The sequence below is a fragment of the Shinella sumterensis genome (assembly GCF_004514425.2).
Classification (GTDB): Bacteria; Pseudomonadota; Alphaproteobacteria; order Rhizobiales; family Rhizobiaceae; genus Shinella; species Shinella sumterensis.
In genome coordinates this window covers 755,200-774,855 of sequence record NZ_MYFN02000001.1, presented here as the reverse complement: position 1 = coordinate 774,855, position 19,656 = coordinate 755,200, and the positions used below count along the sequence as shown (strand labels likewise).

Below are 19,656 nucleotides of genomic sequence, written 5' to 3'. Positions count from 1 at the left end.
AAATGATGCCAGGCTGGATGCCGCCGGCGGTTGGAAACCGCGACGCGACGGCACCGGACAGCCTGCCGGGGAGAGTTCTCCCCTTTTCGAGGACACGCACCATGCGCTCGACATTCAAGACCATCGCTCTTGCCGCCACTGTTCTTTCGCTCGCCGCCGGCGGCGCCTTTGCTGCCAGCCGGCCAGCAAATCCAAATCCGGCTTTGCAAGACCACTACCGCTATGATCGCGATTACGGGGATCACGACTCCGCTGACAATTTCATGATGCCGGTACAGCCCGCCCCCGTGCGCATGACGCCCGCCATGACCTACAAGCCGCGCCTGCACCAGGTTCTTGCCGGTGTCCGCTCGGCGGAAAAGAGCATCCGCAGGGAAGAAGCCATGCACAAGCTTTCGGCTGGCGCCGCAGGGCGTCTCCAGGCCGAGGCTCGCGGCATTCGCCAGCGGGCGATCGCAGTCGCCGACGCCAATCATGGCTCGCTTCGGAAGGCGAACTACCAGCGTCTGGAAGCCGCCGTCCGCAAGCTCGACCGGGATATCGTCCGTTTGAGCTGAGACCTCCGGTCGGCGGGTCACCTTCGATCCGCTGAGAAATAGCGCCGCCTCCGCCCTTGGCGGCGGCCGGCGTCGCGTCAAGGCCTCACCCTGGTGCCTTCCGCGCCGCCCCCTCACCTCGAAGCAACAACAAGACCGGCCGGCAAGCAGCACGGCCGGAGTGCCGCTGCTCGTCCAGACAATGGGCAGCGCAACACCGAGCAGAACAAAGGAAACGACCATGATCAGGATACTTCAAAGACATCGCGCCGCAGCGCTTCTCGGTGTCGCATTGCTGTCGGCGCCGATCGCGACCTCCGGCCTTGTCGGTGCTCGAAACGCGCAGGCGGCAGCACCTGCAAGCATCAATTCCCCCCTTGCGGATGGATCGTTCGCCTCCATCGTTTCGACCGACAAGCCGGCTGTCGTCACCATCACGACGGTCCTGAAGGCCGAGAACGCTTCGGCCGACGGCGCCATGCCGTTCGGCGGGGACTCCCCGTTCGACCAGCAGTTCCGCGATTTCTTCGGCGAACGCCAGATGCCGCAACCGCGCAGCGAAAAGGCCCAGGCCCTCGGCTCCGGTTTCGTGCTGACGAGTGACGGCTATATCGTCACCAACAACCACGTCATCGACAAGGCGAGCACGATAAAGGTGACGCTGGACGACGGGACGGAGCTTCCCGCCAGGCTGATCGGCGCCGATCCGAAATCGGACCTCGCCGTGTTGAAAATCGAAAGCGACAAGCCGCTGGCGACGATCGGCTGGGGCCAGTCCGATAAACTGCGGGCGGGCGACCCCATCCTTGCCATCGGCAATCCGTTCGGCATCGGCACGACGGTCACGGCGGGTATCGTCTCGGCACGCGGCCGCGATCTCCACAGCGGGCCCTACGACGACTTCATCCAGATCGATGCGCCGATCAACCATGGCAATTCCGGCGGTCCTCTGGTCGGGCTCGATGGCAAGGTGGTCGGCATCAACACCGCGATCTACTCACCGAACGGCGGCAGCGTGGGCGTCGGCTTCGCCATTCCGTCCGACCAGGCGCAGACCGTCGTCGCCAAGCTGATGAAGGACGGCTCCATCGAGCACGGCTTCATCGGCGTGCAGATCCAGCCCGTGACATCGGACATTGCGGACGCCATCGGGCTTTCCAAGCCGGCCGGCGCGCTGGTGGCCCGGGTCGATGACGGTACGCCTGCGGCGGCGGCCGGCATACATTCCGGCGACGTCATCACCGCGCTTGGCGGCAAGCCCGTCGCCTCCCCGCGCGAGCTCTCCCGCATGGTGGCGGACCTGACGCCCGGCGAAAAGGAGGGTCTTACGGTCTGGCGCGACGGCGCCACCAAGGACCTCTCTGTCGTCATCGGTAACAATGACGATGGCGGACAGGTCGTGGCCGACGCGGGCGGCAAATCGGGCAAGGCAGAACAGCGCGTGCCGACCATCGGCGTACAGCTCGGCGACCTGACGGCGGACATGCGCGAATCCCTCGGCCTGCCGAAGGACGAGAAGGGCGCCATCGTGGAGGGCGTCAATCCGGACAAGCCGGCCGCTGACGCAGGCCTCCAGCCCGGCGATGTCATCCTCTCGGTGAACCAGAAGCCGGTCGGTTCGGCGAGCGAAGCCAAGACTGCCGTCGCCGACGCCGGCAAGGCGGGCCGCAAGGCCGTGCTGCTTCTCGTGCAGCGCCAGGACGAGCAGACCTTCGTCACTGTGCCCTTCGCCGCAGGCTGATGGCCTGACCGCCGCCCGGTCGAAGCCGGGCGGCGGTCCTTTTTTACTTTCAGTCCGTCAGCTCAAAGCCTTCTTCAACGGCCGTATGTTGCGGATGATCAACAGGTCCAGGCAGAGTACCGTCACAAGGACCGCTCCCGTCAGCGGAAACAGCAGCGACACCGCCAGCATGACGACGGCACCGGTCTTCCAGAGCGGGCCCGGTTCGCTGATATTCGGCGCGAAGAGGCGGACGGCACCCTTGGGACGACGCTTCCACCACATCACGACACCGCTCGCCGACAGGAACACGATCGACAGGCAGAAAAGCGTGTTGAGCACGAGGTTCCACAGGCCCATGTCGCCCTCGTGAAACGCGACGCCGACGGCCATCGCCTTGCCGGGCAGGCCGTAATCCGCAAAGCCGACATCGGCGAGAACCTTGCCGGTATATTGATCGACATGGACCGTGCGATCGGATAGCGGGTCGGCGCTGTCATTGCTCATCGTATCGCGGGCAATGGTCCAGACGCCCGTTTCACCATTCGGGAAAGCGAGCTGGAAGCGCTGGTCGAAGCCGAGCTTGCGGGCGAGCGCTACGACCGCATCGATCGTCACAGGCTCGCCTTGCGGCGTTCCCGCAATGCCGGCATCCGAGCCCGAGGCGGGCATCGGCGTCTGCTCCAGCGTCCACGGCACCTGCTTGATGCCGCCATGGTTCATGCTGGCATGGGTGATGTCCGACAGCGGAACATTATCCCACTTCTGTGCCGGAAAGGTGCTCCAGGCCTGCGTCATGCGCTCGCCCCACACGCCCGCCCAGGTGAGGCCGGAAAGCAGGAAAAGCACAAGAATGAGAGACACATAGAAGCCGATGCTGAGATGCAGCGACTTCCATAACTGCCGCCCCTTCGCCGACAGATCGGGCACGAGCGCCGCGCGCAATCCCTTTCCGTCGCGCGGCCACCAGAGATAGAGGCCCGTGATGACAAGCACGATACCGAAGCCCGCCGCGATCTCGATCAGCCTGTCGCCGACGGTGCCGAGGAGCAGCGTGCCGTGGATGTCGTTGGCGAGATCATATAGGGCATCGCGCCGGCTCCACTGACCGACAACATCCGCCGTGTAAGGATTGACGGCGACCATCGAGGCAGCGCCGTCGTGATCGATACGGAAGACCGAGACCCCATCGGCGGTGCGCGGCGCGATATATTGAACCACTTGCCCGGGCACGGCGATGAAGGCCGCACTCGCCTGCTTCGACACGGCGGCGACCGATTGGCCCGGCGTGACCCTGAACGCGTTCTCACCGTCGCGGCCGACCAGGACGCCGGCCCACAGCATGATGAGCCCGGTGACCGCAAGCATGATGAGGAACGGCGCGACATAGAGACCGGCATAAAAATGCCAGCGCCAGGCGGTGAGATAGAACCGGCGCGAAAGGCCGGCGGTTTCATTCGGAGGCGATGATAGCCCCGTTACGGTGGACATGGAGAGAACCTCTCGAAATTCTCGTATCGACAGAGAAATTTGCTTTTGAGAGGCCGTTCGGGGGCAATCCAGCGGGATCGCTGGAGGAACAAGGACGCTTACCCTTGCTTGACGCGATTCCTTCGATGCCATCGAACAGCCCGATCGTTCGCTTCTGCTTGAAGAAGCGGCGAAGCTGAACGGGCCGGTCGCCTATAGCGTGGCTTCCGTCCCGCGATCAGGCGATGGCGGGTGGTCCGCGTGGGCTTGCGTTTGGCGGGAAAAGCTTACGGTAGGCGCCCTCGATCGCAACGGGCAGATCGAATGAGGCGGCAAATGCGATGCGGGCGCCGATGATGTCGGCGGGTTCCGGTACCAGGATATCGCCGGCGATCCGGCATGCCTCGCAGCGCGGCGCCTGGCCATGGTCCTTGCCCCCGTCGTTATGCCCGGTGAGGCATAGGTCCGGCAGCGTCCCGTCCGAAAGCGTGTAAAGCGCGATTTCGGCGGGGGTATAGGCCTGGGCGGCCAGGACCGGCGTGCGGTGGCCAAAGGCAATAGCCATCAGCGCGATGGTGCAGAGAATGCACACCGCCCATTCAAGGCTCCTGCTCAGATCCCGCCGTGCCATATCATCCCCTCGGCATAGCAAGACAGGCGATAGCAGCAACATGGCTGCGCCGCAACACCGGGGTCGCGGCGGAACCATATGTTAGAACCGCATATTGAAACCCATTCTTCCCGTCAGCGCGTAGCTGTCGCCGAAGTTCCTGAGACTGGTGATCAAGCAGCCAAGTAGGATGGCACGCGACAGACGTGGCTTCGCCGACCCAACCTCGATCCGTTATGAACGCCCGCAACGGCAGGCCGCCAAAGCACCCGGATCGACGGGGAAGGACAGAGCCCATCGCCGAGCAATGCGGATGAAACGATATTCGGAGTTTTCACACAGAATCGAAATGTGCGCATCGTCTTCTCCGAGACCGAACTTAAATGAATGAAATAAAACCTTTCGAAATCAGAACATTATATCGTTAATTGTCGGTAAATTTCACGTTAGCCTGCCGACGGACGCGCTTTGAGAAACGGCGCTGATGCGACCCTAATGGTGCGCGCCACCCTTTTCGCGATAGCCGGCCAGCATGATGAGAACGAGAACGGCCAGCGCGCCGATCAGGCCGGCAGAGGTCGATAGAAGCACGGAATGCGTCGCCGTGAATGCCGCCTTTCCGGCGGAAATCAAAGCCTCTGCCTGTTCGGGGGAAAGCTGCTGGGCAACCAGATAGGTATCGCCGATCGATTCGGCCGCCTGCGCAGACTGTTCGGGTGACAAGCCGGCGGGAACGACGACCGTGTGGCCGAAGACGGCGGACATGAAGACGCCGAACACCGTGATGCCGATTCCCGTGCCGAGTTCATAGCCGGTCGCTTCGAGCGAGCCTGCGGCCCCGCCCCTTTCGGCCTCGACCGCGCCCATGATGGCAATGGAGGAGGCGGTCAGCCCGATGCTCAGCATCAGGCCCAGCACGGCGAGCATCAAGGGTACCATGACACCCGGGTGATGAAAGTCGCTCAGGGCGAGATAGGCGAGCGCAAGCGAGGAGGCGAACATGGACGCGCTTGCCACGATGCGAAGGCCGAGAAGATTGGAGAGATAGCCCGCGACCGGGCCGCCGACTGCGGCGGCCGCCATGATCGGTATCATGAAGATGCCGGCTTGCAGCGGCGACTTGTCGAGCACGTACTGCAGTTCCTGCGCGAGCGTCAGTTCGACACCGGCCAGCGCGCCCGTCGCGACGACCGCCATGATCATGCCGGCCACGATCGCCGGACGGGAGAAAAGGGAGAGATCCAGCATCGGTTCGCTGGAATTCAGCTGCTTGCGGGCAAACAGGCCGAGCATCGCCATGCCGAACAGCAGCACCACCAGGACGACTGGCAGCGAGTGCTTGCCGCCGAAGCCGGCCTTGATGGCATAGACGAGCGAAATCATGCCGGCGATGAGCAGGAGCGCCTGCCCGATCGCCCACTTTCCGGGACTGGTCACCTCGGCGCGCGGCAGGAGCAGATAGCAGGCCGGCGCGACGATCAGCATCACCGGCACATTGATGAGGAAGACCGAGCCCCACCAGAAATGCTCCAGCAGCGCGCCGCCGATCAAGGGGCCGATGGCGGCCCCTGCCGCCCCGACCGTGCCCCAAAGGCCAAGCGCCATCGCCCTTTCGGCGTCATCCTCGAAGGTGCGGCGGATAATGCCGAGCACGCAGGGCATGATCATCGATCCGCCGAGCGCGAGCAGCATGCGGGCGCCGATCAGCAGGGGCGCATTCGGCGCGAATGCCGCGAGCGCCGAGGCGATGCCGAACAAGGTCAGGCCGACAAGAAGAATACGCCGGTTGCCGACGCGGTCGGCCAGCGTGCCCATCGGCACGAGCAGGCCGGCCATCAGCAGAGGATAGATGTCGATGATCCAGAGAACCTGCGTGCTGGAGGCACCGAGCGCCTGCGTCAATGTCGGAACGGCGACATGCAGGATGGTCATGTCGAGCACGACGGGCAGGAAGGCAAGCATGACGGCGACAAGGACCAGCCAGCGTCCGGCATGGGATGGAGTAGAGGACATCATTCACCCGTTATGTAGTGCGCCCAAGGGTGTAAAGGGATGAATGCCGATTTCAATTTGAATGTCGGCCGTCAGACAACCGGCCCGCCCTACAGCAGCCCGCGCGCTGCAAGGTTGCGCATGAGATGGGATGCGCCGAAGGTCCAGGGCTGGCAGTCCGTCGACAGCCTCACCGTGTTGACGAGCGCGCCGAGCCGGTCGTTTGAGATCGTCACGACATCACCGATCTTGTGCGTGAACCCCTCGCCCGGCGCATCGCGGTCCTCGACGGGTGCGAATAGCGTGCCGAGGAACAGCACGAAGCCGTCGGGATATTGATGATGCGCCCCACAGGTCTGGGCGACGAGATCCAGCGGATCCCGGCTGATCTCCCGCATGGAGCTTTTGCCGCGCAGTACGAAACCATCCTTGCCTTCGACGCGCAGGTCCAGCTCGGCATTGCGCACGTCGTCGATGGTGTAGGTGTCATCGAACAGGCGGATGAATGGTCCTATGGCGCAGGATGCGTTGTTGTCCTTCGCCTTGCCCAGCAGCAATGCCGAGCGCCCCTCGACATCGCGCAGGTTGACGTCGTTGCCAAGCGTGGCGCCCTTCACACGGCCCTGGCTATCAACGGCAAGCACGATTTCCGGTTCGGGGTTGTTCCACTTCGAAATCGGATGCAGGCCGACGGCCGATCCGGTGCCGACGGAGGACATGGCCTGCGCCTTCGTGAAGACTTCCGCATCCGGCCCGATGCCGACCTCGAGATACTGCGACCACAGGCCTTCCTCGATCAGGGCTGCCTTGACCCTCTGAGCATCGTCCGATCCGGCCTTCAGGTCGCGCAGGCTGGCGCCGATGATCTGCGATACCTTCTCGCGAATGCTGGCCGCCCGCGCGGGATTGCCGGCCGCACGTTCCTCGATGACGCGTTCGATCATCGAGCGGGCGAAGGTAACGCCGCAAGCCTTCACCGCCTGAAGATCGATGGGGGCAAGCAGGTGGAGCCGGGATGGATCGGGCTCACTGAGGGAGAGCAGGTTTTCCAGCGACCCGATGTCCCGGCCCGGCGCATTGCGTACGACATCTGCGGGCGTTTCGTGCTCCAGCAGGTCGCGCATCGTGGCGCAATCCCTCGCCGTGATGTCGAAGACGCGGCCGTCGCGGACCGTCACAAGGGATGGCCCTGCAACTTCGGGGAGCCAGGCCCGGCCGACGAAGCATCCGGTGGCGAAGGTCGACGGGATATGGGTCACGGTGGCAGATGCTCCCTGTATGCTGATGTCACGGCTTTATCTTTGCCGAATTCCGCGCAGGTGCAAAGGGTTGAACTCCTCAGCTCCGTGTGAAATCACCGAGATGCGTCACGGCCTGAATGTATAAGCCGCAATCGACGCCGGCTTCATCTCGCTGGAAAAGCCCGGCAGCGCGGGCGGCATGTAGGCGGCGTTCTCGATGCGGCAGGGATCGAGGAAATGCTCGTGCAGGTGGTCGACATATTCGATTACCCGGCCCTGTTTCGTGCCGGATACGGCGATGTAATCGATCATCGAGAGATGCTGGACATATTCGCAAAGGCCGACGCCGCCGGCATGCGGCCAGACCGGCAGGTCATATTTCGCGGCCATCAGCAGCACGGCGAGCACCTCGTTCAGCCCACCCATGCGGCAGGCATCGATCTGCACGATGTCGATCGCGCCGCCAGCGATCATCTGCTTGAAGATGATGCGGTTCTGGCACATTTCTCCGGTCGCGACCTTTACCGGGTGAACCGCGTTGCGGATGGCCTTGTGGCCGGCAATATCGTCCGGGCTCGTCGGCTCCTCGATGAAGAACGGCTTATAGGGCTGCAGTTCCCTTACCCAGTCGATCGCCTGTCCCACCTCCCAGATCTGGTTGGCATCGATCATCATGGTGCGCTCGTCGCCGATCACCTCGCGGGCGATGCGCAGGCGCCGCTTGTCATCTTCGAGATCGCGGCCGACCTTCATCTTGATATGGGTAAAACCCTGGTCGACGGCCTCCTGGCAGAGGCGGCGCAGTTTTTCGTCATCGTAACCGAGCCAGCCGGCGGAGGTCGTGTAGCAGGCATAGCCTTCCTTCTCGAGCGTTGCGATGCGCTCCGCCTTACCCGCTTCCGCCTTCTTCAGGATGGCCAGCGCCTCCTCCGGTGTCAGCGCGTCGGTCAGATAGCGGAAGTCGATGATATCGAGGATTTCCTCTGCGCGCATCTCGGCGACCAGGCGCCATACGGGCTTGCCGGCCTGTTTGGCGAGCAGGTCCCAGACGGCATTGACCACCGCACCCGTCGCCAGATGCATTGCGCCCTTGTCCGGGCCGATCCAGCGCAACTGGCTGTCACCAGTGACATGGCGCCAGAAGCGGCCGGGATTCTCCCGCACCCAGTCGAGATCGAGGCCGACGACGAGATGCTTCATGGCGTCGATTGCCGCGCAGCAGATCTCGTTGCCGCGGCCGATCGTGAACGTCAGGCCATGGCCCTCCAGCCCTGCCACATCCGTGCCGAGCACGACATAGGCGGCCGAATAGTCCGGATCCGGGTTCATGGCATCCGAGCCGTCGAGGCTCTGCGAGGTGGGAAAGCGCAGGTCGATCGAGCGAAGGCTGGTGATCTTGGTCATGGAAGCGGCCCTTGGAAGTGGTCGAATGGCCCTCGGTGCGATGCCGATGGCGGACAATGCATCAGATGGTCCAGCCGCCGTCGATGGCGTAGGCCTGGCCCGTCGTATAGGTGGCGCCGGCGAGATAGACGGCGAGGTCGGCGATCTCCTCCGGCGTGCCGATACGGCCGATCGGCTGGCGGGCGATGAAGGCGGCGCGTGCGGCCTCGAAATCGCCCTGTGCGCGCAGGCGATCCTGCAAAGAAGGGCTCTCCACTGTACCGGGGCAGATGCAGTTGCAGCGAATGCCCTGCCCGACATAATCGGCCGCGACCGATTTGGTGAGGCCGACGACGGCCGCCTTGGTGATGGTGTAGGCGGCGCGGTTCGGCACACCCTTCACGCTGGAGGCGACCGACGCCATGTTGATGATCGCCCCGTCCTTCCTTTCCAGCATCGCCGGCAGCACGGCACGGATGGTTCGCACCATGGCGCGAACATTGAGGTCGAAGGTAAAGTCGAGATCCTTGTCGGACATCTCCAGAATCGTGCCGGCATGCACAAAACCCGCGCAGTTGAAGAGCACATCGAACGGACCGGTGTCTGAGACGATGCGGGTGACGGCTTCCGCATCGAGCACATCCAGCACATAGGTCTCGATATTGGCCTCGGCGGCGAGGCTTTTCAGGGCGTCGGCGTTGATATCCGTCGCAACGACCTTCGCGCCGGCGCGCGCGAAGGCAAGTGCGCTCGCCCGGCCGATACCCTGGCCCGCCGCGGTCAGGAGGACCCGCTTGTTTTCAAGGGAAAGGCTCATGTTTGCTCCTTGCATAAGGCGTCAGGCACCCGGATGGCGCAGGACCCATTACTATAATCTGCGGCGATGATCTGATTTAAATACAAATCATTTATTCATTTATAGTCAAGCAATATATACCGCCGGCGCATTGCCGGCGTTACGCCATGCGTATATGAATTTCAGTATTCACAGGAGGTGGCGGTTGGCCGACGACGAGAATGATCGATACAGGGCGCCGGCCCTGGACAAGGGCCTCGACATCCTCGAATTGCTCGCCGCTGTCGACGGTGGGTTGACGCAGGCCGAGATCGCCAAGCGGCTGGATCGCAGCCCGAACGAGTTCTACCGCATGCTCGATCGCCTCGTGAAGCGCGGCTATGTCACGCGCATCGACGGCGATCGTTTCTCGCTGACCCTCAAGCTCTTCGGCCTCGCCCAGCTCCACGCGCCCGTTCGCCGGCTGGTTTCCTTTGCCGTTCCGTTGATGCGGGAGCTTGCGGAGACATCGCGACAGGCCAACCAGCTCGTCGTTTTCGATCGGGGCAATCCCATCGTCATCGCGCAGCAGGAAGCGCCGGGATATTGGGGCATCTCCATCCGCGTCGGCTCGCGCATCAGCCTGTTCGATACGGGCTCGGGTCATGCCCTGCTTGCCTTCCGCTCGCCGGAAGAGCGCAGGCGCATGATCGCCGAACATGTCGGCGGCGGCGGAGACGATGCACGCGTAACGCCCGAATTTCTGGCGCGCCTCGACCTCATTCGCGCCCGCGGCCACGAGATGATGCCCAGCGCCCAGACGGCGGGCGTCATCAACCTGTCCGCCCCGGTGCTGGGCGCCGACGGCACGGCGATCGCCGCGCTGACCGTGCCCTACATCACGCTCATCAATGCGCCGGCCGCGCCCGACATCTCCACCACGATCCAGCTCCTGATGGATGCCACGAAAACGCTTTCGGACATGGCGGGCGCCGGCTTCTCGGCTGAAAGCTGAGCGACCGACCCTCACGCATTCGGTGCGGAGGGCTCAGCCGAGGCATGCTCCGAACCCAACCATTCGATGAACAGCCGCGCGCTTTCCTTGACCGGCCTTCGCGCCGGTATGACGACGAAGTAGGCCGCGCGGGTGCGGATCGACGCTTCGGTCAGGCGCACCAGTCGGCCCTGCTGGATAAGGTCGGACACAAGACGGCTCCAGCCGAGCGCAATACCCTGCCCGTTCATCGCGGCATAGATGACTTCGGTATAGAAGCTGCACCGGAGCCCCCGCCCCTTCTTCGGCGCCTTCATGGAAAACGCCGCCAACCATTCGTCCCATCCCGTCCAGGTCGGATCATCGGCATCACTCGATATCAGTGGGTGATCCACGAGATCCGCCGGTGTCGCGACCGGGCCTTTCGCCTGTCTGTAATCGGGGCTGCATATGGGGAAGACTTCGTCTTCGAACAGGAACACCGCCTGTCCATCCGGCCATGTTCCCATGCCATAGCGCAGCGAAAGGTCGATATCGCCGCCTTCTGTTCCGATCCTAGCATCCTGGGTTATGATGCGCAGCTTGATTTCGGGATGCGCCCGCGAAAAGGCGGCAATGCGCGGCATCAGCCAGAAATGGGCGAAGGATATGGTCGCCGATATCGCCAGCTCGTCGTCCGGTCCTTCTGCGCGCAGGTCCGCCACCGTATCGGCGATCAGGCTGAACGCATCCCCTGCCGCGGTGAACAGCATGCGCCCCTTCTCCGTAAGCTCGATCCTGCGATGCAGCCGGTGAAACAGCGGAAAACCGAAATCCTCCTCCAGAAGATGGATCTGGCGGCTGACGGCGGCCTGCGTCACGCCCAGTTCCGCGGCGGCGCGGGTGAAGCTGGCATTCCGCGCGGCGGCCTCAAAGGCCGTCAGCGCGGTCAAGGGCGGGAGTTTCCTGCGCAGATTTGCCAAAGCGGGCGGCCTTTCGAGAACGATGGGATAGGCATTACATTTAGTAATGCCACTCTCGCACATTTATGCCGTTGAGCAACCGATAAACGTGGGCGACCCTGCCGTGGGAACTTCAGCCTCGACATAAGGTGATATTATGCTTCAGACGTTCGCAACCCCGATCTCCGCCCTGCTCGACGAGAGAGCCGAAGGGCATTCCCTGCCGGCCGGCCTCTACACCCGGCAGGACGTCTTCGAGGCCGATCTCGAGGTTTTCTTTCGCAATCACTGGATCTGCATCGGGCTGGATTGCGATGTGCCGGAACCGGGCGACGCGACGGTGGTCGATATCGGCAAAACCAGCCTCATCCTGCTGCGCGACGACGACAACGAGATCCGCGTGCTGCACAATGTCTGTCGCCATCGCGGGTCTCGCCTGCTGGATACCGGCAAGTCCATCGTTTCCAAGCTCGTCTGTCCCTATCACACCTGGACCTATGAACTGACTGGCGAACTCAGCTACGCCCCGCATATGGGCAAGGGCTTCGACAAGGAATGCCGCAGCCTCAAGCAGGTCGCCTTCAAGTCGATCGGCGGCCTCGTCTATGCCTGTCTTTCTGACGATCCGCCCGAGGACATTGCGCGTCTGGAAGAGGTGATGAGGGACCGTCTTGCGCCCTACGACATCCGTAATGCCAAGGTCGCCCATGAGACCGATGTAATCGAGAAAGGCAACTGGAAGCTGACGATCGAAAACAACCGGGAATGTTACCACTGCTCCGCCAACCATCCGGAACTGTGCGTTTCCTTCGTCGATCTCGATTTCGGCTTCGATCCGGACGCGCTCAGCCCCGAGGACAAGGCGCAGGCGGAAGAGCATTTTGCCTTGTATGAGGCGCGAACCAGCCAGTGGGAGGCGGACGGCTTTCCCTCCGCCGCCGTGGAGCAACTGGTCGATTGCGCGACGAATTTCCGCACGCAACGTCTGATCATCTCAGGCGCCGGTGAATCCCAGACACCCGATGCGACCGCTGCATCCGCCAAGCTGCTCGGCACGATGACCCGCAAGGACCTCGGCGATGTCCATCTATGGGGCCACAACAGCTGGAACCACTTCATGGGCGATCACGCCGTGGTGTCGATCGTCATCCCGCTCACGGCCGATACGACGCTGGTGCGCACGAAGTGGCTCGTCCACAAGGATGCGGTCGAAGGCGTCGACTACGATCTCGACAAGCTGACCAATGTCTGGATCGCGACGACGGACCAGGACGCCGAGCTCGTTGCCCGCTCCCAGGCCGGCGTGGAGGATCCCGCCTATATACCCGGCCCTTATTCGCCCTTCTCCGAGACGAACCTCGACAAGTTCGCGACGTGGTATATCGACCGGATGCGCGCCCATGGATACTAGAAGCGATATTCTGCCGGCCGAGCGTGTGCATCACGCTCCGCTCTGGAAGCGGGAAACGGACGAAGACCTCGTCTGCATCGATATCCATCAGGAAACGCACGACGTGAAGACCTTCACCTTCGCGTCGCCGGAGGGAAAACGCTTCGCCTTCGAGGCGGGACAGTATTTCCTGTTCGACCTCGATGTGGCGGGTGAAACGGAAAGCCGCTGCTACAGCATCTCTTCCTCGCCGAAGCGAAGCCATGCCTTCTCCATTACTGTGAAGCGTGTTGCCGGCGGCAGGATATCCAACTGGCTGCACGACAACCTCGCGGTTCATGCGAAGGTCAAGGCGAACGGCCCGCTTGGCCACTTCATCCGGCCCCATGCGCGCAAGTATCTTTTCCTTTCCGGCGGTTCCGGCATCACGCCCGTCATGTCGATGCTGCGCGACATCGCCGATACCTGCGAGCCGGCCGATGTGGTCTTCCTGCATGCCGCGCGCAGCCCGAAGGATCTGATCTTCCGCAACGAGTTGACATGGCTGGCAGAGCGCGTGAAGGGGCTGCGGCTCCATTTCCTGCCGGAAACGGTTACGGGTGAGGCGCACTGGCCGGGCCTCACAGGGCGTATATCCTCCGACTACATGAAGCTTGCCGTGCCCGACCTTGCCGAACGCACCGTGCTGTGCTGCGGCCCTGCCCCCTTCATGACAGCGGCGCGCACGATCACGTCGGCGCTTGGGGTTCCCTCGGCAAATTATCTCGAAGAGAGCTTCGACGCGGCCGTCATCGATGACATCGACCTTCCGGTCGTGGCAGAAGCAGCGACGCGCACCTTCCTGGTTTCCTTCGCCAAGCAGGCGCGCGAGATTGCCGTGTCAGGCGAACAGACCATACTGTCCTGCGCCAAGAAGGCGGGCGTGAAACTTCCCTCGTCCTGTTCCAACGGCGTGTGCGGCACCTGTAAATCCAAGCTGATTTCCGGGAGCGTCGACATGAACCACAATGGCGGTATTCGGCAGCGGGAGATCGACGCAGGCCTTTTCCTGCCCTGCTGCTCGAAACCGCTCAGCGATCTCGTCATAGACAGATAGGAAATCAGCGCTTCGTTTGGTCGGGGAGCAGTGCCCAGAAGGCGAAGAGCGGTTTGCTTCCGGAGCGCATGGCATGGCGAATGCCGGGCGGATTGTAGAAAGTCCCGCCGACGCCCGGCGAAAACCAGCCGGAATCGCCGTGCAGGAATTCGCCGTCCGACATCACGAGATAGGTCTCCTCCGGCGCATGATCATGGTCGGGATAGCGCACCTGCGGCGCCAGCAGGCTTACGCCCAGCCAGATATCCCGCCGGTCTTCAAGGCCGCCGGGGCCGACGATCATCGTATTGGCATGCCCAATCGCGAAATTGTCGCTCGCCGTTTCATCGAAGTGCGGACGGGTTTTCCACTCCAGAAGCGGTTCCAGCGCCCTGAACCGCTCCAGCAACAGGCCCAGAGATGGCCGGTCGCTTCCCACCGAAAGGGCATTCGTCAGATGCCCCTCGCAGACCGGCAGCCGCCGGCCGATATCCTGCCGTTCCGGATGAGGCACCTTCAGCGCCGCCACGATCTGCGTGATCGACGCGCGCGCCCGCGCATCCGTCACACAGTCATCGAAGGCGCCGAAGATGGCATCGAGGAAGCCTTGCAGGACATCGCTGCGTGGCATGATCAGAGGTCCTTCGCCAGGCGCAGGGCGTCGTAGATGGCGGCATGGGTGTTGCGCGCGGCAACCGCATCTCCGATCCGGAAGAGCTGGTAGGCGCCGTCAGGATTGCGCCGTACGGTCTGCGGCGCTCCTGCGACGAGGTCGTCATAGGAAACCTCGCCGAGATTGCTCGAACCGGGCTTCAGCTCGAAATAGAGGTCATCCAGCGGAATTGTGCCATGGTTGACGACGATCTGGTCCACCGTACGCTGGCGGGAGACGCCGCCGTAGTCGCTTCCGACATGGGCGATGATCTGATTGCCGCTCTTCTCGGCCGCTTCCAGCCGGTATGTGACGGTAAAGGTCGTGTCGAGCTTTTGCAGCGAGCGCATGTAGGGCACGAGGTTCATGGCCATGACCTCGGGCGCGAAGGACCGGTCCGGCGTCATGATCTCGACCTTGCCACCGGCCTTCGCGATGAACTCCGCGGCCTGCAGACCGGCGTGATCGCCCGCATCGTCGTAGACGAGCACGTTGGTGCCGGGCTTCACATCGCCGGAGATGATATCCCAGGAGGAAACGACCAGTTCGTTGCCGCTGGTGAGCACATCCGTATGCGGCAGTCCGCCCGTTGCGATGATCACGACATCCGGCGTCTCAGCCGTGATCGTCTCGGCATCCGCCCAGGTGTTGAAATGGAAGGTCACGCCCAGCTTCTCGCACTGGCTCATGCGCCAGTCGATGATGCCGATCATTTCGCGGCGACGCTCGCTCTGCGCCGTCAGCCGGATCTGGCCGCCGGCATTGTTCGCCGCTTCGAAGACAACGACCTCGTGACCGCGCTCGGCCGAGACACGCGCCGCCTCCAGCCCGGCCGGGCCGGCGCCGACGATGACGACCTTCTTGCGCACCTCCGCCTTCGGAATGACATGCGGCATCGTCTCTTCGCGCCCGGTCGCAGCATTGTGGATGCAGAACGCCAGGCCGCCCTGGTAGATGCGATCGAGACAGTAGTTCGCCCCGACGCAGGGCCGGATGTCGTCCTCGCGCTTCTCGATGATCTTGCGCAGGATGTGCGGGTCGGTCATATGCGCGCGCGTCATGCCGATCATGTCGACCTTGCCCGTCGCGATGGCGTGGCGCGCGGTAGCCACGTCCTGGATCTTGGCCGCGTGGAAGGTCGGGAACTTCGTGGCTGCCCGCACGTCGCCAGCAAAATCGAGATGCGGCGCACTCGCCATGCCCTGGATCGGGATGACATCCGTCAGGCCGGGATCGGTGTCGATATGGCCGCGGATGACGTTGAGGTAGTCGATCAGGCCGCTTTCCTTGAGGCGGCGGGAGATTTCGAGGCCCTCGGCCTTTCCGGTCCCGCCGGGAAGACATTCGTCGGCGGTGTAGCGCACGCCGAGAATGAAATCGTCGCCGACGCGCTCGCGCATCGCCTTGAACACGTCGAGACAGAAGCGCAGGCGGTTGTCGAGTGAGCCGCCATAGGGGCCGTCCAGTTCATTGGTCAGCGGCGAATTGAACTGGTCGATCAGGTGGCCGTAGGCCTCCAGCTCCACCCCGTCCATGCCACCGGCCTTCATGCGCTCGGCCGCATCGGCGAAGTCCTTGATGATCCTTTCGATATCCCAGTCTTCCAGCTTCTTCGGAAATGCGCGGTGTGCTGCCTCGCGGTGATGCGACGGCGCCACGACCGGCAGCCAGTCGCCCTTGTCCCAGCGCGTGCGGCGGCCGAGATGGGTCAGCTGGATCATGATGGCCGCGCCTTCCTCGTGCACGGCGTCGGTCATCTCGCGGATCCACGGGACGATCTCGTCCTTGTAAGCCAGCAGGTTGTTGAAGACCGGCGGGCTGTCCTTGGAGACGGCAGCGGAGCCGGCCGTCATCGTCATCGCGACCCCGCCCTTGGCGCGCTCCACCGTATAGGCGCGGTAGCGACCCTTCGGCATGCCATCCTCGGGATAGGCCGGTTCGTGCGAGGTGACGATGATGCGGTTGCGGAGGGTCAGATGCTTCAGCTGATACGGCTGAAGCAGAGGATCGTTCGACATGCGCCGGGCTCCGGTCTAGGGGAATTATGATGGAAGCTAAACAGAAATGTACATAAGCGTCAATATTATCGGACAGGCTCGTTCGGCTAATTGACATATGTGTACATTTTCCTTGCTCCAGTAGGACGGATTTGCTAGGAGGATTTCATGGAACAGGCGACCACTGACAGCGGCTGGCGTGGCTCCCAGGAGGGATGGCTGGAGGCCGCCTATGAGGCGCTGCTCGAGTCCGGCGTCGACTCGGTCAAGATCCTGCCGCTGGCCAAAAGGCTCAATCTCTCCCGCACCAGCTTTTACTGGTTCTTCAAGGACCGTGAAGAGTTGCTCGATGCGCTGATCGCGCGCTGGAGGGACAAGAACACCGGCAACCTCGTGAAACAGTCAGAGGCCTATGCGGAGACACTCGCCGAGGCGATGCTCAATGTCTTCGATTGCTGGCTGAACAAGGACCTGTTCGATTCACAGTTCGAATTTGCCGTTCGCAGCTGGGCTTTGCAGTCTCCCGATATCCTCGCGGAAGTGCATGCGGCCGACCAGACGAGAATGGAAGCGCTCTGCCGGATGTTCGTGCGGTTCGGCCATGAGGAAGGCCCCGCCGACGTTCGCGCGCGCACCACCTATCTCGTCCAGATCGGCTATATCTCCATGCAGTCGCGCGAGGACATCGCGCTGCGAATGAAGCGCATCCCCGAATATATCGCGATCTATACCGGCGAGGTTCCGCAACAGCGGGAACTCGATCGCTTCTTCGCGCGGCATGGGTACAAACCGGAGTGAAAGCAGGGTGGAACAGGGCAAGGACCTGAGGATCGGCATTATCGGCGGGGCCGGCTGGCTAGGCGGTGCGATGGCCGCCGCGATGCTGGAGTCGGGTGTCGTCGCCCCGGAAAATCTCGCCCTCTCCTACCGCAGCACACGCCCGGACCGTTTCCCCGGCGCCTTCTGGACGAAAGACAACCAGGCGCTTGCCGATCGCTCCGATATCGTCATCCTCTCCATCCGCCCGTCCGACTGGCAGGACCTCAACGTGACGGCGGACGGCAAGCTCGTGATCTCCGTCATGGCCGGCATCCGTCTTGCAGCACTTGGCGACCGCCACCGCACTCTCAGAGCCGTCCGCGCCCTGCCGAACGCCGCAGCGGAAGTCCGCAAATCCTATACGCCATGGCTGGCGGCCGACGGGATCGAGGACGCCGACCGCGCGATCATCAGGGCGATCTTCGATGCCTGTGGCGTACAGGACGAGGTGCGCAGTGAAGTGGAGATCGACTATCTCACCGGCCTCACGGGCTCCGGTCCGGCGTTTCCGGCGCTCCTCGCCGACGCCATGATGGCCGATGCTGTTTCCAGGGGGCTCGACCCGCATGTCGCACGCCGCGCGGTCAACATGCTTCTGATCGGCGCCGGCCGGATGCTGGAGCAACGAGACGAGTGTCCCGCCGAAACGGTCAGGACCTTTCTCGAGTATCGCGGCACCACCGCAGCGGCCATCGAGGCGATGACACGCGCGGGGTTTCGCACCGCCGTCGCACAGGGCCTGACCGCGGCCCAAGAGAAATCGCTGCGCCTGGGAGACGGTTCCTAGCAACGCAGGATGGGGCCAAAGCGGCGGCCCGCAGAGAAGATGCCGCAAACAAAGGGAACCACAATGAAGAGACTGCTTGCATCGACCTGTCTGACACTGGGCCTTTTCGCCGGCGCGTCCATCGCCAATGCTGCGGAATGCGGTGATGTCACCATCGCCAGCATGAACTGGCAGAGCGCCGAGGTGATTTCCAACCTCGACAAGATCATTCTCAACGCCGGCTATGGCTGCAATGCCGAGATCACGATCGGCGACACCGTGCCGACGATCACGTCGATGGCCGAAAAAGGCCAGCCCGACATCGCGCCTGAAGCCTGGATCGACCTTCTGCCTGACGTCGTCAAGAAGGGCACGGATGAAGGCCGCATCGTGCAGGTCGGTTCACCGCTGCCGGATGGCGGCGTGCAGGGCTGGTGGATCCCGCAATATGTCGCGGAAGCCCACCCTGACATCAAGACGATCCCGGATCTCCTCAAGCATCCCGATCTGTTCCCGGACAGCGAAGACAAGAGCAAGGGTGCCATCCTCAACGGTCCGCAGGGCTGGGGCGGCACGGTCGTGACCTCGCAGCTGTTCAAGGCCTTCGACGGCGAAAAACTCGGCTGGAAGCTGGTGGACACGGGCTCGGCGGCGGGTCTCGACGGCTCGATGGCCAAGGCCTACGAGCGCAAGGAAAACTTCGTGGCCTATTACTGGGCTCCGACCGCGCTTCTCGGCAAATACCAGATGGTACGCCTCGCCGAGGGCGTCGACAACGACGCGGCCGAGTGGAAGCGTTGCAACACCGTCGAAGCGTGCCCGGATCCGAAGCCGAACGGCTGGCCGGTGGACACGATCGTCACACTGGTTGCCAAACCGTTCTCCGAGCGCGTCGGCCCCGAGGTCATGGACTATCTCAACAAGCGCTCCTGGAGCAACGACACCATCAACAAGCTGATGGCCTGGATGACCGACAATCAGGCGAGCGGCGAGGACGGCGCCAAGCACTTCCTCTCCGAAAACAAGGATACCTGGAAAGCCTGGGTCACGCCGGAAGCCGCCGAAAAGATCGAAGCGTCGCTCTGACGGCACCCTCCCCGAAATCTGTGCGACGCGCCCTTGCGCGTCGCACCTTTCCCGAAGCCGACGGGATGGCATTCGCCGAGACGGTAACGTCGCCGCCAGACCTGCCTGCCAAGTGAGTCGGCGAATTCATCGCTCCAGCCTGAAGAATCGTTGCCGCTACGCCGGCAAAAAGAATACTCCGCGTGATGCATAACCGGCCGGATGACGGC

The 19,656-nt window shown here is 63.0% G+C and carries 17 protein-coding genes; 8 read left to right on the top strand and 9 right to left on the bottom strand.

The window, feature by feature from the left end:
* The first annotated feature begins 101 nt into the window (after positions 1–101).
* Complete coding sequence (locus B5M41_RS03650) at positions 102–557, top strand: hypothetical protein (RefSeq protein WP_134648828.1); 456 nt, start codon at positions 102–104, stop codon at positions 555–557.
* 220 nt (positions 558–777) lie between these two features.
* On the top strand, positions 778–2,277 hold the full coding sequence (locus B5M41_RS03645; protein ID WP_134648827.1) for a DegQ family serine endoprotease: 1,500 nt from the start codon (positions 778–780) through the stop codon (positions 2,275–2,277).
* 57 nt (positions 2,278–2,334) lie between these two features.
* On the opposite strand, the gene B5M41_RS03640 is transcribed toward B5M41_RS03645, so the two are convergent.
* The 6 genes from B5M41_RS03640 to B5M41_RS03615 all read right to left on the bottom strand — a co-directional run bounded on the left by B5M41_RS03640 (position 2,335) and on the right by B5M41_RS03615 (position 9,769).
* Complete coding sequence (locus B5M41_RS03640; RefSeq protein WP_134648826.1) at positions 2,335–3,747, bottom strand: PepSY-associated TM helix domain-containing protein; 1,413 nt, start codon at positions 3,745–3,747, stop codon at positions 2,335–2,337.
* Positions 3,748–3,964: 217 nt separating this feature from the next.
* Positions 3,965–4,357, bottom strand: coding sequence for a hypothetical protein (locus B5M41_RS03635; protein ID WP_134648825.1), 393 nt, complete (start codon positions 4,355–4,357; stop codon positions 3,965–3,967).
* A 471-nt stretch (positions 4,358–4,828) separates the two neighbouring features.
* A complete protein-coding gene (locus B5M41_RS03630; protein WP_134648824.1) occupies positions 4,829–6,349 on the bottom strand; it encodes an MFS transporter in 1,521 nt (506 codons plus the stop codon).
* Positions 6,350–6,438: 89 nt separating this feature from the next.
* A complete protein-coding gene (locus B5M41_RS03625; protein WP_134648838.1) occupies positions 6,439–7,578 on the bottom strand; it encodes a fumarylacetoacetate hydrolase family protein in 1,140 nt (379 codons plus the stop codon).
* Positions 7,579–7,695: 117 nt separating this feature from the next.
* Positions 7,696–8,973, bottom strand: coding sequence for an L-fuconate dehydratase (locus B5M41_RS03620; RefSeq protein WP_134648823.1), 1,278 nt, complete (start codon positions 8,971–8,973; stop codon positions 7,696–7,698).
* A 61-nt stretch (positions 8,974–9,034) separates the two neighbouring features.
* On the bottom strand, positions 9,035–9,769 hold the full coding sequence (locus tag B5M41_RS03615) for an SDR family oxidoreductase (RefSeq protein WP_134648822.1): 735 nt from the start codon (positions 9,767–9,769) through the stop codon (positions 9,035–9,037).
* 154 nt (positions 9,770–9,923) lie between these two features.
* Here B5M41_RS03615 and B5M41_RS03610 point away from each other — a divergent pair, with 154 nt between their 5' ends.
* Complete coding sequence (locus B5M41_RS03610; RefSeq protein ID WP_370360174.1) at positions 9,924–10,742, top strand: IclR family transcriptional regulator; 819 nt, start codon at positions 9,924–9,926, stop codon at positions 10,740–10,742.
* An 11-nt stretch (positions 10,743–10,753) separates the two neighbouring features.
* On the opposite strand, the gene B5M41_RS03605 is transcribed toward B5M41_RS03610, so the two are convergent.
* Complete coding sequence (locus B5M41_RS03605) at positions 10,754–11,653, bottom strand: LysR substrate-binding domain-containing protein (protein WP_230639967.1); 900 nt, start codon at positions 11,651–11,653, stop codon at positions 10,754–10,756.
* Positions 11,654–11,819: 166 nt separating this feature from the next.
* Here B5M41_RS03605 and B5M41_RS03600 point away from each other — a divergent pair, with 166 nt between their 5' ends.
* Together B5M41_RS03600 and B5M41_RS03595 are read left to right on the top strand one after the other, a co-directional pair.
* Positions 11,820–13,073 carry an aromatic ring-hydroxylating oxygenase subunit alpha gene (locus B5M41_RS03600; protein WP_134648819.1) on the top strand — a complete coding sequence of 418 codons (1,254 nt, stop codon included), beginning with the start codon at positions 11,820–11,822 and terminating at the stop codon, positions 13,071–13,073.
* Complete coding sequence (locus tag B5M41_RS03595) at positions 13,063–14,148, top strand: FAD-binding oxidoreductase (RefSeq protein ID WP_134648818.1); 1,086 nt, start codon at positions 13,063–13,065, stop codon at positions 14,146–14,148. Before B5M41_RS03600 ends, B5M41_RS03595 begins: the two co-directional genes overlap by 11 nt.
* A 4-nt stretch (positions 14,149–14,152) precedes the next feature.
* Here B5M41_RS03595 and B5M41_RS03590 read toward each other — a convergent pair whose 3' ends face one another.
* Positions 14,153–14,761 (bottom strand): dimethylsulfonioproprionate lyase family protein, encoded by a 609-nt coding sequence (locus tag B5M41_RS03590; protein ID WP_167718985.1) that lies wholly within the window; start codon positions 14,759–14,761, stop codon positions 14,153–14,155.
* Entirely contained in the window at positions 14,761–16,797 is a 2,037-nt protein-coding gene (locus B5M41_RS03585; RefSeq protein WP_134648816.1) for an NADH:flavin oxidoreductase, read from the bottom strand. Before B5M41_RS03585 ends, B5M41_RS03590 begins: the two co-directional genes overlap by 1 nt.
* A 147-nt stretch (positions 16,798–16,944) precedes the next feature.
* Here B5M41_RS03585 and B5M41_RS03580 point away from each other — a divergent pair, with 147 nt between their 5' ends.
* The 3 genes from B5M41_RS03580 to B5M41_RS03570 all read left to right on the top strand — a co-directional run bounded on the left by B5M41_RS03580 (position 16,945) and on the right by B5M41_RS03570 (position 19,447).
* Entirely contained in the window at positions 16,945–17,574 is a 630-nt protein-coding gene (locus tag B5M41_RS03580; RefSeq protein ID WP_134648815.1) for a TetR/AcrR family transcriptional regulator, read from the top strand.
* Positions 17,555–18,382, top strand: a complete 828-nt coding sequence (locus tag B5M41_RS03575; RefSeq protein WP_134648814.1) for a pyrroline-5-carboxylate reductase family protein — start codon at positions 17,555–17,557, stop codon at positions 18,380–18,382. Before B5M41_RS03580 ends, B5M41_RS03575 begins: the two co-directional genes overlap by 20 nt.
* Positions 18,383–18,445: 63 nt before the next feature.
* Positions 18,446–19,447 (top strand): ABC transporter substrate-binding protein, encoded by a 1,002-nt coding sequence (locus tag B5M41_RS03570; RefSeq protein ID WP_134648813.1) that lies wholly within the window; start codon positions 18,446–18,448, stop codon positions 19,445–19,447.
* The last annotated feature ends 209 nt before the right edge of the window (positions 19,448–19,656 follow it).